Origin of the sequence: Seonamhaeicola sp. NFXS20, from assembly GCF_049132085.1 — a bacterium.
Lineage (GTDB): Bacteria > Bacteroidota > Bacteroidia > Flavobacteriales > Flavobacteriaceae > Seonamhaeicola.
In genome coordinates this window covers 15906-34953 of the sequence record NZ_JAFMPU010000007.1, presented here as the reverse complement: position 1 = coordinate 34953, position 19048 = coordinate 15906, and the positions used below count along the sequence as shown (strand labels likewise).

Genomic DNA, 19048 nt, shown 5'->3' with positions numbered 1-19048 from the left:
TTTGGATTTATTATAATTGTAAGAGGAATTAATAAAATGTAAATAATGAAATTATTAGGAATAGGTTCTAGAATTAATCATAATGAATACGGAAAAGGCGTAATTACTAATGTAACTTCACAACATTATTGGGTTACTTTTATTGATAAAGGTTTAGAAACTATAGATTTAGACAGTGAATTTGATGTTATAGAGGCTGCCTATGATGATGTTGATGCAGTGAGTTTTTATGATGTAGAAACTAGTTTGGTAAATATTTTGAAGCAATGGAGTGATGTTAGCGAAATTGTACCCATTGCAGATAAATATAAAGGCGGAAAGTTAATATTACAACCAGCAGATGAAAGTTTAAAACCTTATGAGTTACCTATTGATAAGTTTTTTCATAAAATTACCATGGTAAGAGATAGGTTGCGTGTTATGGAGCAGCGCATTAATGCCAGTGATTTAGATGAACAAGGTAAGATTGATTTACAGCAATATATTACTAGAATTTATGGAAGCTTAACTAGCTTTAATGTGCTGTTTAAGTCTAAATCTCACAATTTTGTAGGGCAAAGAAGTAAGTAGTACATTAATTTAGTCTGTACCTTTAATATCTGATATTTCCATTCCAAAAAACAAAATTTTGTGAAATGTAGGCAGATAAACACCTGTTTCGGTATTTGCCCAATCTGTCCAAGAGGCTTCTAAACCTTTAATTGGTAATTCTGATGTCCACATTTTAAAACTATTAGGCATACCGTTATCATCTAATTGCCATAAGTAAGAATTGCCATTAGAATAGGTTACTAGTAAATCATTACCTATAAGTTCTCTTTTTGTATTTTGATTAAAAATCCTGTAAGGAGCAAATACCCAAAATGAATCATTTTTGTAATATTTCAGGGCTTTTTTTATAAGTTTTTCGGCTAAATCTCCATCAACCTGAAAGCTGTGTACATAAGCTTGATGGTTATTTTCATCTTTTAAATCTAGGTTAACTTTATATTGTTTCCAGTAAACATCACAATTGTTTTTAGATTTTTCCCATTTGTAATGGCGTCTTTTTTTATAAGTCCATTCAAAAACTTCGGTACTTACAAAAGCCTCGTAATTTAGGGCAATTAGCATTTTGGTAGCTACTGCATCTGCTTGTTTTCCTTCTGTTCCTTGTGGTAAATCTTCGTTATATTTAAAATAGAGGAAGCCAAAAAATAATAGGCTTGGTAGGGTTAAAAAAATAACAGTACCAAGAATTATTTTTAATATTTTTTTTGGTTTCAAAATGTAGGTTTTAGCGTGATTTGAGTGTCTAAATTATTAAATACAATTCAGTTACTGAAAGAAAATTATTAAAAACCGATAGTATGAACTACTTTTCGATAATCTGCATATTAAGTTTTAGATAATCTATTAAACATGTATTTGGTCAAACTATTGTTGCATTTAGTTCTTTTAATTTAATGTTTGAAAAAGTAATGAGTTCATGAAAAAAAGAAGTGAATTCATTTTCAAATTCATTATAAAACGCTTCTAGTTCGTGTACAGCTTCATTCATGCTAGATTTATTTTTTGTGCGTTTGTTCATACCATCTAAAACTCTAGAAATGCCTTTAATAGAAGCGTAACTTAGTAACCAGTTGTCTGCAATCATATATGGCATCATTTTTTGAATTCTTAGAGGTAAAATTTCAAAATTACCTTCTAATGAATCATAAAAATTATCAATATAAACATTTAATGGTGTTTTAGAATAAGAACTCCAGTTTTTTGCTAAAAAATGGTCATAAAGAATATCAACAATAATACCAGCGTAATGCCCATATTTTTCATGTAAACGTTTAGTGCTAATTCTAACTGTTTTGTGAGCATCAGTAAAAGTATCAATATGCCTATGAAGCATGATTCCTACTTGTATGTCCTTCTGATATTTTTTGTAATTACTTCCCTTAATGCCATCTGCAATAAAATTACCAATAGTTACTAATTCATTATCTCCAGAAAGATATATATGTGCTAAGTAGTTCATCTGTGAAATATATGTATTTTTGAAGTTAAAAACACTAAATTAAATTTGAAAAAATTACCAAACTTAGATGCGCTCCGTTTTTTTTTAGCGTTTTTAGTAGTTATATATCACCTACCTAGTCTGTCTAAAAACCAAGGACTACCTTACTTTAATGATTTAGCTATATTTAACAGAGGTACAGAAGCTGTTTATATGTTTTTTTCTTTAAGTGGCTTTTTAATAATTAGAGGAATTTATATAGATAAACTAAATAAAACGTTTTCAATTAAAAAGTTTTATATGCGGAGGATTTTGCGAATTTTTCCGCTTTATTATTTAATTGTAGCTTTTGGCTTTTTATTTTATTGGGTTATATTACCAATTTTAAATATTCCTTTTGAAAACAATTATGAATTAATAGATGGAATTTTACTTACCGTTTTTTTTCTTCCAAATGTTTTTGCTTTTTTACATTATCCAGGAGGTATTTTAGAAATTTTATGGTCTTTAGGTATAGAAGAACAATTTTACCTTTTAGTTGCACCTGTTTTATATTTTTTTAACAAAAGATATATTGTATTTGTTTTAGCTTTAGTAGGTTTTGGTTTTTTAATAATCTATAATTTAGATGTATTTAAAATTCTTAAAACCTATAAATTCGTTTACTTTTTTTTAATTTTTGGAGGGTTAACAGCAATTTTAGAGGTGAAAGGAAAGTTACAGTTTTTAAAAACAAGTGTGTTTTTCCCAATCATTATAGTTGCGATAACCATGCTATACTTTACAACTAACTATTTACAAATAGATAATAGGTTTATGTATTATTTCTTTTTATCTGTTTTATTTGGGCTTTTTATTCACACTTTAAGTTTTAATAATAGGAGTATTGTAATTAAGCAAAAAAATATTAATTATTTTGGTAAAATATCATACGGAATTTATATGTATCATGTTATTGCTTTGAATTTAGTTGTATTTATTTTTTTAAAAATTCATCACTTTTTTAATGATATTGTTACAATAGTTTTAATAAATATTGCAACATTTGTACTTACTATTGTTATGGCGCACCTATCATATAAACTATACGAAACCCCTTTTTTAAACTTAAAACGAAAATTTAGATAAATGACACTTATAAAATCAATTTCAGGAATTAGAGGAACCATTGGTGGTCAAGTAGGCGATAACTTAACCCCAATTGATGCCGTAAAATTTGCAGCTGCTTACGGTGTTTGGCTAAAACAAAACAGACCTAATAAAGAAAACTACCGAGTAGTTGTAGGTAGAGATGCACGCATTTCTGGTAAAATGATTCAGAATTTGGTTATGAACACGTTAATTGGTCAGGGTATTAATGTTATAAATATAGGGCTTTCAACTACACCAACAGTTGAAGTTGCTGTACCTATGGAACATGCCGATGGAGGAATTATTTTAACAGCTAGTCATAATCCGAAACAATGGAATGCTTTAAAATTATTAAATGAAAAAGGAGAGTTTTTAGATGCCGTTGAAGGTGCTAAAATTTTAGAAATAGCCGAAAGTAATGCTATTGATTTTGCAGATGTAGATAGCTTAGGAAAAATAACTAAAAATGATGCCTACATAGATTTACACATTATTGAAGTTTTAGATTTACCTTTAGTAACAGTAAAACCTATAGAGAGTGCTAAATTTAGAGTAGTAGTTGATGGAGTAAATTCTACCGGAGGTATTGCTATTCCATTACTTTTAGAACGATTAGGGGTTGATGTTATTAAAATTCATTGTGAACCAAACGGACATTTTCCACACAATCCAGAGCCTTTAAAAGAGCACTTAACAGATTTGTCTGAAGCGGTTAAAAAACACAAAGCAGATTTTGGTATTGTAGTAGACCCAGATGTTGATAGACTTGCTTTTATGGATGAAAATGGTGAGATGTTTGGTGAAGAATACACCCTAGTAGCCTGTGCCGATTATGTGTTGAGTAGAACACCAGGAAACACTGTAAGTAATATGAGCTCTACCAGAGCATTAAGAGATGTTACTGAAAAATATGGAGGCACTTATGAAGCTAGTGCAGTAGGAGAGGTTAATGTGGTTAAACTTATGAAGAAAAATAAAGTAGTAATTGGAGGTGAAGGTAATGGAGGTATTATTTATCCAGAAGCGCACTATGGGCGTGATGCCCTTGTTGGTGTAGCACTATTTTTAAGTTTATTGGCTGATAAAAATATGTCTGTTAGTGAACTTAGAAAGACATATCCTAACTATTTTATGAGTAAAAAGAAAATACAACTAACACCAGATTTAGATGTTGATGCTATTTTAAAAGAAATAGAAAATCGTTATAAAAACGAACAGTTAACTACTATTGATGGCGTAAAAATAGATTTTCCAGAAAATTGGGTGCATTTGCGTAAAAGTAATACAGAGCCTATTATAAGAATTTATACCGAAGCAAAATCACAAGAAGAAGCCAATAAATTGGCAGATAAATTTATTGAAGAAATAGGAGAAATAGCTAAAAACTAATTAGGTTTCTTGTTTCGGTGTTTCCAACGTTTGTGTGTCCAAAAATAGTACTCTGGAGTTTCATAGATTTGTTTCTCTAATTCCCTAAGAAACATATCTGTTAACTCATAATCTTTATAAATATTAGAGTCTTCTGCTAAAGTTATTATCTCAGCTTGATAATAACCACGCTTAACTTTGTTTATTTTTAAATAAGCTGTAGAAAAATCTAATTTTTTGGCTAACCGTTCGGCACCTGTAAAACACGGCACTTCAATGCCCATAAATTTGCCCCAATAAACTTCTTTTTTTCTTTTAGGTGATTGGTCACTTAAAAAACCTGTAATGGTTTTTATTCCAGAGGTTTCATATTCAGTAATGGTGTTAATGGTTTCTTTAGTACTAATTAGTTCTGTGTTAAATTTAGAACGGATGTTTCTAACTAGTTTATCAAAATGTTTATTTCGTAATTTTTTATAAACCGCCAACCCTTTAAAATTAATGTAACGCTGTACAACTATAGCCCATTCCCAACTGGCATAATGACCAAAAATTAAAATAATACTTTTATTTAATGTTTCTAGTCTTTTAAATTCTTCTGGATTAGTAATAAAAAAACGTTTTTTAAGTTCTTTTTCAGAAATAGACATGGTTTTAATCATTTCTAAAAACATATCACATAAATGTTTGTAGAACTTTTTTCTTAAAGAAATAATTTCTTTTTCAGATTTATCTGGGAAAACAAGCTGTAAATTACTAGTAACCACTTTTCTTCTGTATCCAATAATATAGTATAAAAGTAAGTAAACACCATCTGAGATTAAGTAAAGCAATTTAAACGGAAGTTTAGAAATACACCATAAAAGCGGATAAACAATAATATAAGTTAGTAATTGCATGAATTAATTTTAGATTTGTAACAGCAAATATATATTAATTTGATTTTAAACGTTAATACCTTATGGGTGATTTAGATGCAATAACCATTGTAATTATAGCAGCAAATGTATTAGTCTCATTTAAAGGCTTTAATGACTATAGCTTTTTAGATAAGTATAAGTTTCATGTTGGAGGGGTTCAAAGAGGTGAAAAAATAAGATTATTCAGTTCAGGATTTCTACATATAGATATGCAACATTTATTATTTAATATGATTACCTTATTTTTCTTTGCAAATATTGTAATAGATTATTTGGGTAATGCAGGCTTTGTAGCGGTTTATATAGGAAGTTTGTTGTTAGGTAATTTACTATCACTTTATTTTCATAAAAACGAATATCACTATAGTGCAGTAGGGGCTAGTGGAGCCGTTACAGGAATTTTGTATTCTGCCATTTTGTTAAGACCAGAGATGAATTTACTTGTGTTTTTTGTGCCTATGCCAGCCTATGTTTTTGGTATTGGGTATTTATTATATTCTATTTACGGAATGAAAAAACGCATTGGTAACATAGGTCACGATGCACATTTTGGAGGCGCCATAGGCGGTTATGTTATAACCTTGTTTTTAGCTACTTGGATATTTGAAAGAAATCTTCTTATGGTAGGGCTTTTAGCAGTGCCTATTGTACTCTTGTTTATTTTAAGAAAGGCTGGAAAAATATAATTTTTCTCAATAAACTTAGTTGTGGCACACCTATTGACTTTATTTAAGTGATTTATCTTTTAGGTTTTAATCAACTAATTGATAATCAGATAATTGATAATTTATTAATAATATAAAACAGAATGGTTAATTTGTTTTAAATGACAGATTGACTTAATTATATATATGAAGAAATCTAATTTTATAACGCTTGACAGTTTGTCATTACAGGAATTTGACGAAAACGCAGAGTTAATTCCTTTAATGACTCCCGAAGATGAAGAAGAAATGAATAACGAGGCATTACCAGAAACATTACCAATTCTTTCATTAAGAAATACTGTTTTATTTCCTGGTGTAGTAATTCCAATTACAGCAGGACGCGATAAATCTGTTAAGTTAATAAACGATGCTAACAAAGGTAGCAAAGTTATTGGTGTAGTAGCACAAAAAGATGAATCGGTTGAAAACCCTACAGCCAAAGAAATTAACGAAACAGGTACTGTAGCCAGAATTTTAAGAGTTTTAAAAATGCCAGATGGCAATGTAACCGTTATTATTCAAGGTAAAAAACGCTTTAAAGTAGCCGAAGTTCTTACAGAAGAACCATACATGAATGCTACTATAAGAGATTTACCCGAAGCTAAACCTGCCGTAGATAATGAGGAGTTTAAAGCTATAATAGAATCTATTAAAGATTTAGCGTTAGAGATTATAAAAGGAAATCCAAACATTCCTAGTGAGGCCTCTTTTGCAATTAAAAACATTGAAAGTAGTTCATTTTTAATAAACTTTGTATCATCTAACATGAACTTAAGTGTTGCTGAAAAGCAATCACTTTTAGAAATGGATGACCTTAAACAACGTGCTTTAACTACGCTTAAATATATGAATGTTGAGTATCAAAAGTTAGCACTTAAAAATGATATTCAATCTAAGGTTCAAATGGATATGAGCCAGCAACAGCGCGAGTATTTCTTACATCAACAAATGAAAACCATTCAAGAAGAATTAGGTGGTGTAAGTCATGATGAGGAGATTGAAGAAATGAAAGCCAAAGCCAAAGAAAAGCTTTGGGACGAAAAAGTGGCTAAGCATTTTGATAAAGAAATAGCAAAGCTACAGCGTATGAATCCGCAAGTAGCAGAATACTCTATACAGCGTAATTATTTAGAGTTATTTTTAGATTTACCTTGGAATGAGTTTAGTGAAGATAAATTCGATTTAAAACGTGCTAAAAAAATATTAGATAGAGATCATTACGGTTTAGATGATGTAAAACGAAGAATCATAGAGTATTTAGCAGTATTGAAACTTCGTAATGATATGAAATCGCCTATATTGTGTTTATACGGACCTCCAGGGGTAGGTAAAACATCGTTAGGTAAATCTATAGCAGAGGCTTTAGGTAGAGAATACGTTAGAATTTCATTAGGTGGTTTACGTGATGAAGCAGAAATTAGAGGACATAGAAAAACCTATATTGGAGCTATGCCAGGGCGTATTATTCAGAGTCTAAAAAAAGCAGGAACCTCAAACCCTGTTTTTGTTTTAGATGAAATAGATAAGCTGTCTAATTCACATCAAGGAGACCCTTCTTCTGCTATGTTAGAAGTATTAGACCCAGAGCAAAACAGTGAGTTTTATGATAACTTTTTAGAAATGGGTTATGACCTATCTAAAGTTATGTTTATAGCCACTTCAAACAGCTTGTCTACCATTCAACCAGCATTGTTAGATAGAATGGAAATTATTAATGTTACAGGCTATACTATTGAAGAAAAAGTTGAAATTGCTAAACGTCATTTACTTCCAAAGCAATTAAAAGAACATGGTTTAGAATCTAAAGATTTAAAAATAGCAAAACCTCAGTTAGAAAAAATTGTTGAAGGTTACACGCGTGAGTCTGGTGTTCGTGGGCTAGAAAAACAAATAGCAAAAATGGTACGTTATGCTGCCAAAAATATTGCTATGGAAGAAGAATACAACATTAAGGTATCTAATGAAGATATTATTGAAGTGTTAGGAAGCCCTAAATTAGAGCGTGATAAATATGAAAACAACAACGTAGCTGGGGTAGTTACAGGTTTAGCATGGACTCGTGTTGGTGGAGATATACTGTTTATAGAATCTATTTTATCAAAAGGAAAAGGTTCTTTAACTATTACAGGAAACCTAGGTACTGTAATGAAAGAGTCTGCTACCATTGCTATGGAGTATATAAAATCAAATGCAGAGGAGTTTGGTATAAACCCAGAAATATTTGGTAAATACAACGTACATATTCATGTGCCAGAAGGCGCTACACCTAAAGACGGACCTAGTGCAGGTGTAACTATGTTAACATCGTTAGTATCATTATTCACCCAAAGAAAAGTAAAGAAAAGTTTAGCCATGACTGGTGAAATCACGTTAAGAGGAAAAGTGCTTCCAGTAGGCGGTATAAAAGAGAAGATTTTAGCTGCTAAACGTGCCAAAATAAAAGAAATATTACTTTGTGAAGAAAACAAGCGAGATATTGACGAAATAAAACCAGAGTATTTAAAAGGTTTAACATTTCATTATGTTACAGACATGAGTGATGTTATCAAAATAGCAATAACAAATCAGAAAGTAAAAAACGCTAAAAAGTTATAGAAGGAGACCTGACTGAAAAATTAATATTTGTTAAACTGAGTTTATTTCAGGTTGGCAGATTAATTATTTTTTAGTCAGGTTTTTTTATAATGTAAAATAAAAGATACTTACTATCGTTTTAAGATAGATTTACTTTCTTTGTACCTAAATATGCTAAGAAAAATCATTTCTTTATTTTGTCTGTGTTTTAGTGCCTCAATCTTTGCGCAAATAGGAGGGGAACACACCTACCAGTTTCTTAACTTAATTTCTTCTCCCAGACAAGCAGCTTTAGGTGGTAAAGTACTTACTAATGTTGATTACGATGTAACTCAAGGTTTGTTTAATCCAGCTACTATAAATGTAGAAATGGATAATCAGTTAGCTTTAAACTATACAAGTTATTTAGGGGGTATTGGTTACGGTACAGCTTCTTATGCATATACAATAGATAGAAGAACCCAAACGTTTCATGCAGGTATAACCTATATTAACTATGGTTCTTTTGATGGTTATGATGAAGATGGTAACTCTACAGGAACTTTTTCTGGTGGTGAAACTGCATTATCTTTTGGCTATGCACGCCAAATAGGATATTCTGATTTTTATTTAGGAGGCAATATAAAATTTATAAGTTCTAAATTAGAGCAATACACCTCATTAGGAGCTGCAGTTGATGTAGGATTGTTGTATATTAATGATTATTTAGATTTTAATGCAGCTTTGGTTATAAGAAATTTGGGAACTCAAATAACAACTTATGCTGGGCTACATGAAAGTTTACCTTTTGAAGTTAGCTTAGGCATGTCTCAACGTTTAGAAAATGTTCCAATTCGTTGGCATGTTACTTTTGAAAACCTTCAAGAATGGCCCATTGCTAGTCCAAATCCAGCAAGAACAACTAGCGATTTAAGCGGTAATCAAACTAGCGAAAAAATAGGGTTTTTAGGCCAAGTAATAAGGCATACCATTGTTGGAGCCGAAATATTTCCAGAAGGCGGATTCAATATTAGATTAGGTTATAATTTTAGAAGAGGAGAGGAGTTAAGAATTGTAGACCAAAGAAATTTCTCAGGACTTTCGGCAGGTATTTCAATAAAAATGAATAAAATGCGATTTAGTTACACGCATGCCAAATATACTAGTGCTGCTAACTCAAACTTTTTCGGATTGCAAATAGATTTACAATAAATGAGTAATAAAATTACAATTGCTATAGATGGGTATTCTTCTACAGGAAAAAGCACCATAGCAAAACAAATAGCAAACAAATTAGGTTATGTATATGTAGATTCTGGAGCTATGTATAGAGCTGTAACTTTATACGCTATGAAACAAGGCTTAATTAATGAAGATGATTTTAATGTTGAAGCGCTTATTAATCAATTAAATAAGATTGATATTAGTTTTAAATTTAATGAAAACTTGGGATTTGCAGAGGTTTATTTGAATGATGAAAATGTAGAAAAAGCCATTAGAACTTTAGAAGTTTCAGGATTTGTTAGTAAAGTGGCAGCAGTACCTGAAGTACGAAAAAAACTAGTAGCTATACAGCAACAAATAGGAAATAACAAAGGTGTGGTTATGGATGGTAGAGATATTGGTACTGTGGTTTTTCCTAATGCAGAACTTAAAATATTTATGACAGCCTCAGCTGAAACTAGAGCAGAAAGACGCTATAAAGAGCTAATAGATAGGGGTGATGATGTTGTCTATGAAAATGTTTTAAAAAATGTTCAAGAACGCGATTATTTAGATTCTACACGAAAAGATTCTCCCTTAATAAAAGCATACGATGCTATAGAAATTGATAATTCTAATTTATCATTACAAGAACAATATGAAAAGGTGTTGGGTTTAGTAACAAAAATTATAAAATTAAATTAATAATAGTCTCATTATAATAATAAGTCTTTTTTCATTCAAAAAAAAAGCTCATCACTAATAGATGAGCCTTAATATTATAGTTTTTAAGAAAAACTTATTCAGCACTTGAAGTCAGATATAAATAAGTACCTTCATAAGTTCCTGTGATTTCTTTACCGTCTGCTCGTGTAAAGCTGAACGATAAACTAATAGCCTCCACAGTGTAATCTATAACTGTAATACTACCATCAACTACTCTTAAGTCCGAAGTTCCATCACCTAAATAAAATTGACTCACGCCATTTTCAAAGTCGGCACCAATAAAATCACCATCAACAACAAACTCTAAACTTGAAATTTCTGATAGGTTGTAAGTTCTATTAGGTGTAAGATCCAACGCATTAATTCGAGCCGAAAACAAATCCACATTATTGATTGTCGTCCCATTAATAGCAGCTGTTATTTCTGCCTCAGATTTATTGCTTACACTTAAATATACATACTGACCTATTGAAGCAGGTTCTACAATGGCTGTTTTCATTTCATAAACCGATGCTCCTACTGTAATATTGTTTTCGTTGTTGGTACCTGAATTATCATCATCAGAAGAACAAGACACACTTAAAATAACTAAGATTGCGAATGCAAAACGTTTTATATGTTTCATAGATATGACATTTTAAAAGTTAGAAAAGGCCCACCTCTTACAATGGACCATTTGATATAGATTCTAAAATATGGACTTATTTTTTAAGGAATTTTTGAGTTGTAGTATTGATATTTGTTTGTATTTGCACCATATATAAACCGCTTGGTAACTGAGATACATCAACACCGTTTGCTAGTGCATTTGTTTGCTTTACCAATTGACCATTGATATTGTAAATAACAAGACGTTCTACTTGTGCCGTTGTACTAATAAACAATTTGTCGCTTGCTGGATTTGGGTATAGTTTTACTGAATTTGTATTTAAAGATACATCATCAATTCCTAATGTTGAATTGTATTCATAAGCTCCTAAATCTATAGTAGTATTGAAAACTCTATCATTACCAGATAGGTCTAAATCACCAAATAAAGCGACATCATAAAGTGAATTATCTCCTTGGTCTATGATATAATTTGAAGCAGATGTTGGTTTGTATTCTGCATCTAAATTTAAATTATCAGTAGCCGGATCTAAAGTGGTTAGGTCAGTCGTTGAAAACGTTCCGTAAGTTCCAGCATTTGAAGGTACTGCTGCAATGGTATTTTTAATAAACACATCGTAATAACGTTCCGCACCATAAGAAATATCTCTAGTTGCTGCTGCTCCATTAACAGTATTCTCCCAAAAAATAGAATTATTAACATTTAGGTTGACACTTCCATTACCTGATGCTCTAATAGAATTACCATAAGTACCATTATAATCATTATTAACAAACGTACTATTATTAATTACAACGTCTAAAGTACTTCCGTTACTCCAATCTGATCTATAAATATCTAAGGCCGCAACATTAATATCGTTATCTGCCACTAAAACGTTTGCCCAACGTGTAAAAATATAACTGTTTGTACTATCAGACTGTATATAAACCAATCCCATGTTTACAATGGTATTATTAATAAATTTGCTGTTTTCAATAAGTAATCCTTGATTAAATTTTCTAATTTTAAGTAAATAGCCATTAGAATAGTTGTTCCTAAATACCGAATTTTTAATTTTCAAATTATTAGCATTTAAACTATTTGGTATAAAAATCACACCGTTTTCTTCTACTCCACCAGATTGTGAAGTGTCATAAATGTTTTCAAAAATAATACCATCAAAAGTGACGTTGCTAGTTCTTAACTCAAATAAACGTTCTGCATTATCTGTTTTGTTGGATGAGAAATCTCCATCAATATCATCACCATTGATATCACCCGTAAAAATGGTTGCATTGGTGGTGTGAATAGCCGTTAAGTCTCTATCTGCTAGAGTCATTTCTGTTCCTGCAAAACCTCCAATAATATCTACCTCGTTTGTATTAACAGCTATTGGTGTATTTTTATCTGCTAATGTATATGTTCCTTTTGCTACCCAAACAGCATCATTTAAATTGGTAAGTGCTAAAGCGTCTGTTACGTTTGTAAAAGCATCTGTCCATGAGCTACCATCGTTGGCGCCTGTTGCATTTGCATCTACATAATAAACTGCTGGTATACAATTTTCGCTATAACTTGTTTGATTATCTTTAGTCCAACCTACATTATACTGACCGCTATTTGCTGGTGGCGAAAAGCCTGCATCAACTTGAATACAAGTTAAACTTGGATTATTATACGCTTTCATGTAGATGAAATTGCTATTATTTCCGTTGGCTACGTTTAACTCTACCAATTGATTGTTTTGGCAATGAACTTGCTCTAATGTTGAAATGTCACTAACATCTAATATAGTTAATTGATTACTTCCACAATGTAATCTTGTTAGATTAGTGTTGTTACTAACATCAATAGTAGTTAAGTTATTATTAGGAACATCTAAAAGTGTTAAATTTATAAATGCTTCAATACCTGTTAAATCTGCAATACCAATACCGTTCATAATTAACTCTGTAGTCGCTTGCGCTTCTGCCATCGTTATTTCAGAATCTCCATTTAAATTGATATTGTTATCGCTTACTAAAAAGTTTTTAAAATTGGCATCAGGAATGTTTACTACTTGATTAAGAGCAACACAATCGTCGCCATAAACTGCTGAGTTACCTTTAGTCCAACCTTGGCTGTATATTCCGGCATCTGCTGGTGGTGTAAAACCAGCATCTATTTGAATGCATGATAAGCTATTACCATAGGCTTTCATCCAGTTAATATTACTGTTATTACCATTGGCAATGTTTAATTCATATAAAACACCATTATTATGGCATTGTATATCTGTAATTGATGTATTTGCACTAATATCCAACGTTTCAATTTGATTAGAACCACAATGTAAACGTGTTAATGCTAAATTATTACTAACATCTAATGACGTTAGATTATTGCTATAGCAATCTAAACGCGTTAATGCCAAATTATTACTAACATCTAAAGACGTTAAATTATTATTGTAACAATCTAATCTTGTAATGTTTATAAATTCTTCTATTCCTGTTAAGTCTGAAATTGACAAACCATTAATTAATAATTCTCCTGTAAAAGCCTGTGCTTCAGTAACTGATATTTCAGAGTCACCATTTGTATTAATAGCTGGATTTCCAACAAGATAAGCTTTAAAATTAGCATCGGGAATGTTTATTTGTGCATGTATGCTACACCATGCAGTTGCTATTAAAAAGGAAAATAAGAGTAATGTTTTTTTCATTGTAGTTAAGATTAATATTAATTTCATCTACAAAATAACAGTAACACTAAAGGTTTTAAATTTGCTTTTTTCTGAATAGCTCTAATTTCTTTCTGAATGATTTATAAAAATTAGTCTTACACTTTAAATCAAATAAAAAAGCCTGCTTAAATAAGCAGACTTTAAAAACTTTAGGTTAATAGCGTATATTCATTATTCGCAGTTCATTTTTTGTCCGTAAGGCATTTGTCCGTGAATAACACCGCCAAATTGTGAACTGCCATAACCACTACCATTGTACTGTTGCTTGATTAAAAAACCTTGTAAATAGCAGTCGTTATTTTTGTTTTTTTCTGTGAATGCTCCTTTAATCCAACGGTATAAAATACGACCTGTGTATTTGTTTTTTACAATACTCCAATCGTTAGATTCTATATTTAACTTTAGAAGTTTTGCACCATCTTTTGCAATGGTTTTAGATACATTTTCTTTAGCAAAACTCACTAATGAAGCATTACTATTCATGCTACCTGCTTTTGGCATTTTTATTGCATCCATGGTTGATTTTGCAGCAGCATCGTAATTTGCTTTTAACGTTGCTTCAAATTCTTTTACAATTGGTTTGGCTTTTTCTAACCACTCTAAATGAAATTGTTGTTCGCCTTTACCAATCACATTTAGAATGGTAATATCATCTTGAATCATGTATGATGGTACATTAAATGCATGTCCGCCTTGATGCGATGCGGCATAAATAACAAAAACATCGTCTGCAATTAACATTCCTCTTACTAAAATTGGCATACCTGTACCAAGCTCTAAAGTTTGCGATCGGTCTGCACCTACTTTGGTTGTAAACATTCCCGAAACCAACTCATAACCAATATAACCTTCTGGTGACATAGCTACTAGTTCTGGTGTTGTTAAAAAGCGTAACCATGCATAATCTGGATCTTGTGCAGGCAATAAATCTACATTATCACCCATATCTGTCATTTGGCGTCTTAACTTTACACGATCTACACCAACTGCACTCATACCTTTGGTCATAGCAAACGGGTAAGACATGTATAAAAAATCATCACTTACTGTATTGGCTGATTTAGGCTTATTAGCGCCTGCTTCTTGTTGCTTTTTCTCAAGATATTTTTGATAGTATAAATCTTGCTTTGCCTGGTCGTTTGGATATTTTTTGGCTAATTCTGCTTTAAATTCTTCATCGGTATATTCTGTTTTTGATGAACTTTCTGTTGAAGTATCACCAACCATTCCTGAAGCGTTTTCCGATTTTGAAGATGAACTGCTCGTTTCTTTTTTATCTAACTTTTTCTCTACTGCTGCTTTGGCTTTATTTTTTAGCATTTTACCAAATTGGGCATGAGAGACGTTGTAGCATAATGCCAAAACGAATAATAAAACTATTTTTTTCATAAGAATTGTGTTTAATAGACTTCAAAATAAAGTCCTTAACCACTATTCTTAATTTGGTTTTTTCTAAAATTGAGGTTTTTTTTTCTGAAGGAATTTCAGAAATTTCAAATAAATCACATGAACGTTTCCTTAATCACTTCAAGAAACTGATCGCGTTTAGATTTTGAAATTGGGATGCGCTTTTGATTGTTCATTAATAAATAATCGCCATCGTCTTTAACCAATTCATCAACATATTTTAAGTTGATTAAATACGAACGATGGCATTTAAAAAACATCGCATTGCGTTCTAATTGCTCAACAAAATGCTTCAACGGTTTGCAAATGGTTTTTTGTTTGCCATCAATAAGTTGTACGTTTGTGTACATGCCATCGGCTTCAAAATATACGATATCATTGTGCGACGCGAACATAATACCTTTAGGGATCTCTAAAGCAATCTTATCTATGGAGAGCTGCTTTAACGAGTCGCGTAACTTATTTAGTTGGTCGTTTAAATTGTTGGCTTTTATGGCTTCTTCAGCTTTTGCAACAGCTTCTTTTAACTCGGTTGTATCCACTGGTTTTAACAAATAATCGACTGCTGATAATTTGAAAGCTTCAATCGCATATTGGTTGTATGCTGTTACGAATATGATTTTAAAATCTATCTGATTTGGGAAATATTCTAAAATATCTAATCCAGACTGATTTGGCATTTCAATATCTAAAAAAACAACATCAGGTTTACTGGTTTTAATCAAATCTACACCAGACGCTAAATCTTGCGCTTCTTCAATGCTAGTAATACTTGCGCAATGTTCGGTTAGTAAGTTTGATAGTAAATGTCTGGCGTGTTTTTCATCGTCTATAATTATCGCTTTCATATTTTAATGTATTGGCATGGTGATGACCACTTTTGTACCTGCAGCTTCGTTATTTTTGTCATACAAATCGTTGGTAGTAATGGTTATATCACGTTTTAATTTGTTTTTATAAAGGTGTACACGTTCTTTGTTTGCTTTGGTAGCAAAGGGTTTGTGTTGTTGGTTTGGTCGTTTTAATTTTTCGGATTGTTCACGACCAATTCCGTTATCTTCAACTGTAATTTCTAATTTATTCTGCTGAATAATTTTAGCTTCAATATGTAATTTTCGGTCGTTTAATTTATGTAACAAACCATGTTTTAAGGCATTTTCTACATATGGTTGAATGAATAATGACGGTACTTTTATTTGTTTCGTATTCAACTGATTATCAACAGTAATATTGTATTCTAATTCATCTTCAAAACGTACTTTTTCTAATTCTAAATACAGTTTTAAGGCGTTTAATTCTTCTTCTAAAGTAATTTCGTTTTGCTGACTGTAATCTAAATACATACGTATCAATCGGCTAAACTTTACTAAATACGAACTTGCTAATTCTTTTTCGTTTGAAACAATATAATCTTGAATGGAATTTAAAGCATTAAAAATAAAATGCGGATTCATTTGCGAGCGCAGATTTTCTAATCTTAAATTGGTTATTTTTTTATCGATTAAAATTTTATCAATTTCATCAATGCGTTGTGCTTCTTTTTGTTGTAATTGCCATCTAAAATACAACCAAATCACCCCAATAATAAATGCTAAAACCAAACCGTAAAACCAATAGGTTTCCCAAAATGGTTTTGTTATAATAAAAGTAATTGGTGTAGCAAAAACAGGTGTTTTTGCACTGATATTTTTAGCTTTAAGTTCAAAAGTATACGTGCCACTAGATAGACTATTAAAATTGACAAAGTGGGTGTTTAAAGGGATATTTTGCCAACTTGTATCAATCTGCTTTACACGGTATTGATATTTAACATGTTGGTTAGATTGAAACCCGTTAGAGTTGAATGTAATACCAATTTTATTAAGATTGTATGGTAATTTATAATTGGCTTGTACTAAGGTGTCTAAGTCATTAATACTTACCGTTTCTATTTTTATATTGGATGTTTTAAAAGCCTTGAATAAGTCCTTGTTTTTTGGGAGTATGTAAAATACCTTTGGTAGAATTACAATAATTTTGTCTTGAAGTACTAAAAAGCTATTAACCGCTGTATTTAAACCGTCTTGGGCACTTAAAGATTTAAGGATTTTGGTTTGTATATGATACTGAAATAAACCTATGTCTGTAGAAATCCACAATAAATTATTATCACAATATATGTTGTTAATTTGAAGATTTTTAGGTAGTTGAATATTTGGTTGCGATAACGTATTGTCTTCAAATTTTAATAATCCATTATGCTGTGTTACTAACCAAATTGTGTTTTCATTTTTTGTAATAGCATTAACCAATATTTTTTTTGTGTTGAAAGTTATTTCTTCTGAAGAAAAAGTTTTTAAATTGTATTTATAAAACCCATCAATATATGCCACAAAAAGATGATTACCCAAAACAACTGATGTTTTTACACGGCTTTCTCGAATTACTTGTTTTTGTGGTGAAGTAAAAGGATTTTTATATACTATACCTTGCCGGTAGTTGCCATAAAACAAGGAATTATCTTCAATTTTTGAAAATGTTTTGGCAACTGAAAACCGGTTATTTACGTCAGTAATTTTATCGGTTTTTAAATCAACTAAAAAAGATTCTGAAGCATTAATACTAACAATTAGTTTTTGTTTTTGAGAATTAAAATGGAGTTTACCAATAATTTTTTTACCTGGTAATTGTAAAGTTTTTATAAGTTTATCTTGGTTATAAAACAGCAACTTTCCGTTGTTTGTACCCAACACAAAATGATTATTATCTAATCCAACAGAAGCTGTTACTTTGGCTTCAATATTACTTAATTCTAAACGTCTAATATTGAGGTTAGGAGATACAAACACACCATTATCTAAAGTTGTAAACCAATAATTGTTATTAAAATCTATTTCAACATTTGTAATAGATTCTGTTTTATAAAGTTGTTCCTTAAAGACTAAAGTATTTTGATTTAATGAAAATATAAATATGCCAGAGCTAGTTAAAAACCAATAATCATCATTAAAACTTAGAAGATTATAAATAGTTTCATTTTGTAATTGTTTTGGTGTTTTTAGCTTTTTAGAGGTGTTTTTAGTTTTGTCTATTAAATAAATGATATTTTCTTTGGTACTTTTATGAGTGAAAAAAGCAGCCTTGTTAAACACAAAAATTTTAGGAGATTGTATTCGTGTTAAGCTTGTAATTTCTAGAATTTTTTTGGCTTGTTCATTTTGAAATTTGTAAATACGATGGCGTTCTAAATCGCCTTCAAAATTAATAACAAAGGTATAATTAGAATTACCATCATTGGCATTGCTAATACACATGCCTTCAAAAACTTTGGTGATATTTTTAGTAAGTTTATCAATATCGTAAATTCCTGTTATGGTAAATAACCGAATGCTGTTTTCTAAAATTTCATAGGGTGCCAATTGCCCTTTTACTAATTTGCTAGCATCATAAAACAGTTTTAGTGTGTCATTTTCAATGTAAAATAATTGTCCGTAAATATTGTTACACCAAAGTTGTCCTTTAGCATCAAATTTTAATTGAAATAGTGAATTTGATTTTTGTTCAGGGTGACTATAGTGTTTGTAATCTTTTCCGTTATATCTAAAAAGCCCTTTATCTGCGGCCAACCAAATGTAGTGTTGTTGGTCTTCTAAGACATCATAAAATTCGGTATCAGGTAAAGCCGAAATATTTTGTAGGTAGTTATGTGTTGGGTTTTGTCCCAATACCATCAAAGTATTAATTATC

Annotated in this window: 15 protein-coding genes; 7 read left to right on the top strand and 8 right to left on the bottom strand. The window is 30.8% G+C overall.

Going from position 1 to position 19048, the window contains the following annotated elements; genetic code table 11:
- Nucleotides 1-45 precede the first annotated feature (45 nt).
- Nucleotides 46-570: a hypothetical protein gene (locus tag J1D01_RS11135; protein ID WP_421150865.1), complete on the top strand. Its 525-nt coding sequence runs from the start codon at nt 46-48 to the stop codon at nt 568-570.
- Between the two features lie 9 nt (nt 571-579).
- Here J1D01_RS11135 and J1D01_RS11130 read toward each other — a convergent pair whose 3' ends face one another.
- Both J1D01_RS11130 and J1D01_RS11125 read right to left on the bottom strand, forming a co-directional pair.
- Nucleotides 580-1266, bottom strand: a complete 687-nt coding sequence (locus J1D01_RS11130; RefSeq protein ID WP_421150864.1) for a hypothetical protein — start codon at nt 1264-1266, stop codon at nt 580-582.
- Between the two features lie 145 nt (nt 1267-1411).
- Nucleotides 1412-2011, bottom strand: coding sequence for an ACP phosphodiesterase (locus tag J1D01_RS11125; protein ID WP_372937579.1), 600 nt, complete (start codon nt 2009-2011; stop codon nt 1412-1414).
- A gap of 45 nt (nt 2012-2056) precedes the next feature.
- Between J1D01_RS11125 and J1D01_RS11120 the strand changes: the two genes are divergently transcribed.
- Together J1D01_RS11120 and glmM are read left to right on the top strand one after the other, a co-directional pair.
- The gene (locus J1D01_RS11120) at nt 2057-3118 is read left to right on the top strand and encodes an acyltransferase family protein (RefSeq protein ID WP_421150863.1); all 1062 of its coding nucleotides are present in this window, start codon (nt 2057-2059) and stop codon (nt 3116-3118) included.
- Nucleotides 3119-4510: a phosphoglucosamine mutase gene (glmM, locus tag J1D01_RS11115; protein ID WP_421150862.1), complete on the top strand. Its 1392-nt coding sequence runs from the start codon at nt 3119-3121 to the stop codon at nt 4508-4510. It abuts the gene before it with no gap.
- Here the strand turns inward: glmM and J1D01_RS11110 are convergent.
- Nucleotides 4507-5388, bottom strand: coding sequence for a lysophospholipid acyltransferase family protein (locus J1D01_RS11110; RefSeq protein WP_421150861.1), 882 nt, complete (start codon nt 5386-5388; stop codon nt 4507-4509). The genes glmM and J1D01_RS11110 overlap by 4 nt on opposite strands.
- A gap of 62 nt (nt 5389-5450) precedes the next feature.
- Here J1D01_RS11110 and J1D01_RS11105 point away from each other — a divergent pair, with 62 nt between their 5' ends.
- The 4 genes from J1D01_RS11105 to cmk all read left to right on the top strand — a co-directional run bounded on the left by J1D01_RS11105 (nt 5451) and on the right by cmk (nt 10577).
- Complete coding sequence (locus tag J1D01_RS11105; RefSeq protein ID WP_372937576.1) at nt 5451-6095, top strand: rhomboid family intramembrane serine protease; 645 nt, start codon at nt 5451-5453, stop codon at nt 6093-6095.
- A gap of 165 nt (nt 6096-6260) precedes the next feature.
- Nucleotides 6261-8711: an endopeptidase La gene (gene lon / locus J1D01_RS11100; RefSeq protein ID WP_421150860.1), complete on the top strand. Its 2451-nt coding sequence runs from the start codon at nt 6261-6263 to the stop codon at nt 8709-8711.
- A gap of 150 nt (nt 8712-8861) precedes the next feature.
- Nucleotides 8862-9881: a type IX secretion system protein PorQ gene (porQ, locus tag J1D01_RS11095; protein WP_372937574.1), complete on the top strand. Its 1020-nt coding sequence runs from the start codon at nt 8862-8864 to the stop codon at nt 9879-9881.
- A complete protein-coding gene (gene cmk / locus J1D01_RS11090; protein ID WP_421150859.1) occupies nt 9882-10577 on the top strand; it encodes a (d)CMP kinase in 696 nt (231 codons plus the stop codon).
- 94 nt (nt 10578-10671) lie between these two features.
- Here the strand turns inward: cmk and J1D01_RS11085 are convergent, their stop codons facing one another.
- The 5 genes from J1D01_RS11085 to J1D01_RS11065 all read right to left on the bottom strand — a co-directional run bounded on the left by J1D01_RS11085 (nt 10672) and on the right by J1D01_RS11065 (nt 19032).
- Nucleotides 10672-11223 (bottom strand): hypothetical protein, encoded by a 552-nt coding sequence (locus J1D01_RS11085; RefSeq protein WP_421150858.1) that lies wholly within the window; start codon nt 11221-11223, stop codon nt 10672-10674.
- Between the two features lie 76 nt (nt 11224-11299).
- Nucleotides 11300-13894 carry a T9SS type A sorting domain-containing protein gene (locus J1D01_RS11080; protein ID WP_421150857.1) on the bottom strand — a complete coding sequence of 865 codons (2595 nt, stop codon included), beginning with the start codon at nt 13892-13894 and terminating at the stop codon, nt 11300-11302.
- Between the two features lie 192 nt (nt 13895-14086).
- Entirely contained in the window at nt 14087-15304 is a 1218-nt protein-coding gene (locus tag J1D01_RS11075) for a hypothetical protein (protein ID WP_421150856.1), read from the bottom strand.
- A 113-nt stretch (nt 15305-15417) separates the two neighbouring features.
- Nucleotides 15418-16170 carry a LytR/AlgR family response regulator transcription factor gene (locus tag J1D01_RS11070; protein ID WP_421150855.1) on the bottom strand — a complete coding sequence of 251 codons (753 nt, stop codon included), beginning with the start codon at nt 16168-16170 and terminating at the stop codon, nt 15418-15420.
- Nucleotides 16171-16173: 3 nt separating this feature from the next.
- The gene (locus J1D01_RS11065) at nt 16174-19032 is read right to left on the bottom strand and encodes a sensor histidine kinase (protein ID WP_421150854.1); all 2859 of its coding nucleotides are present in this window, start codon (nt 19030-19032) and stop codon (nt 16174-16176) included.
- Between the last annotated feature and the right edge of the window lie 16 nt (nt 19033-19048).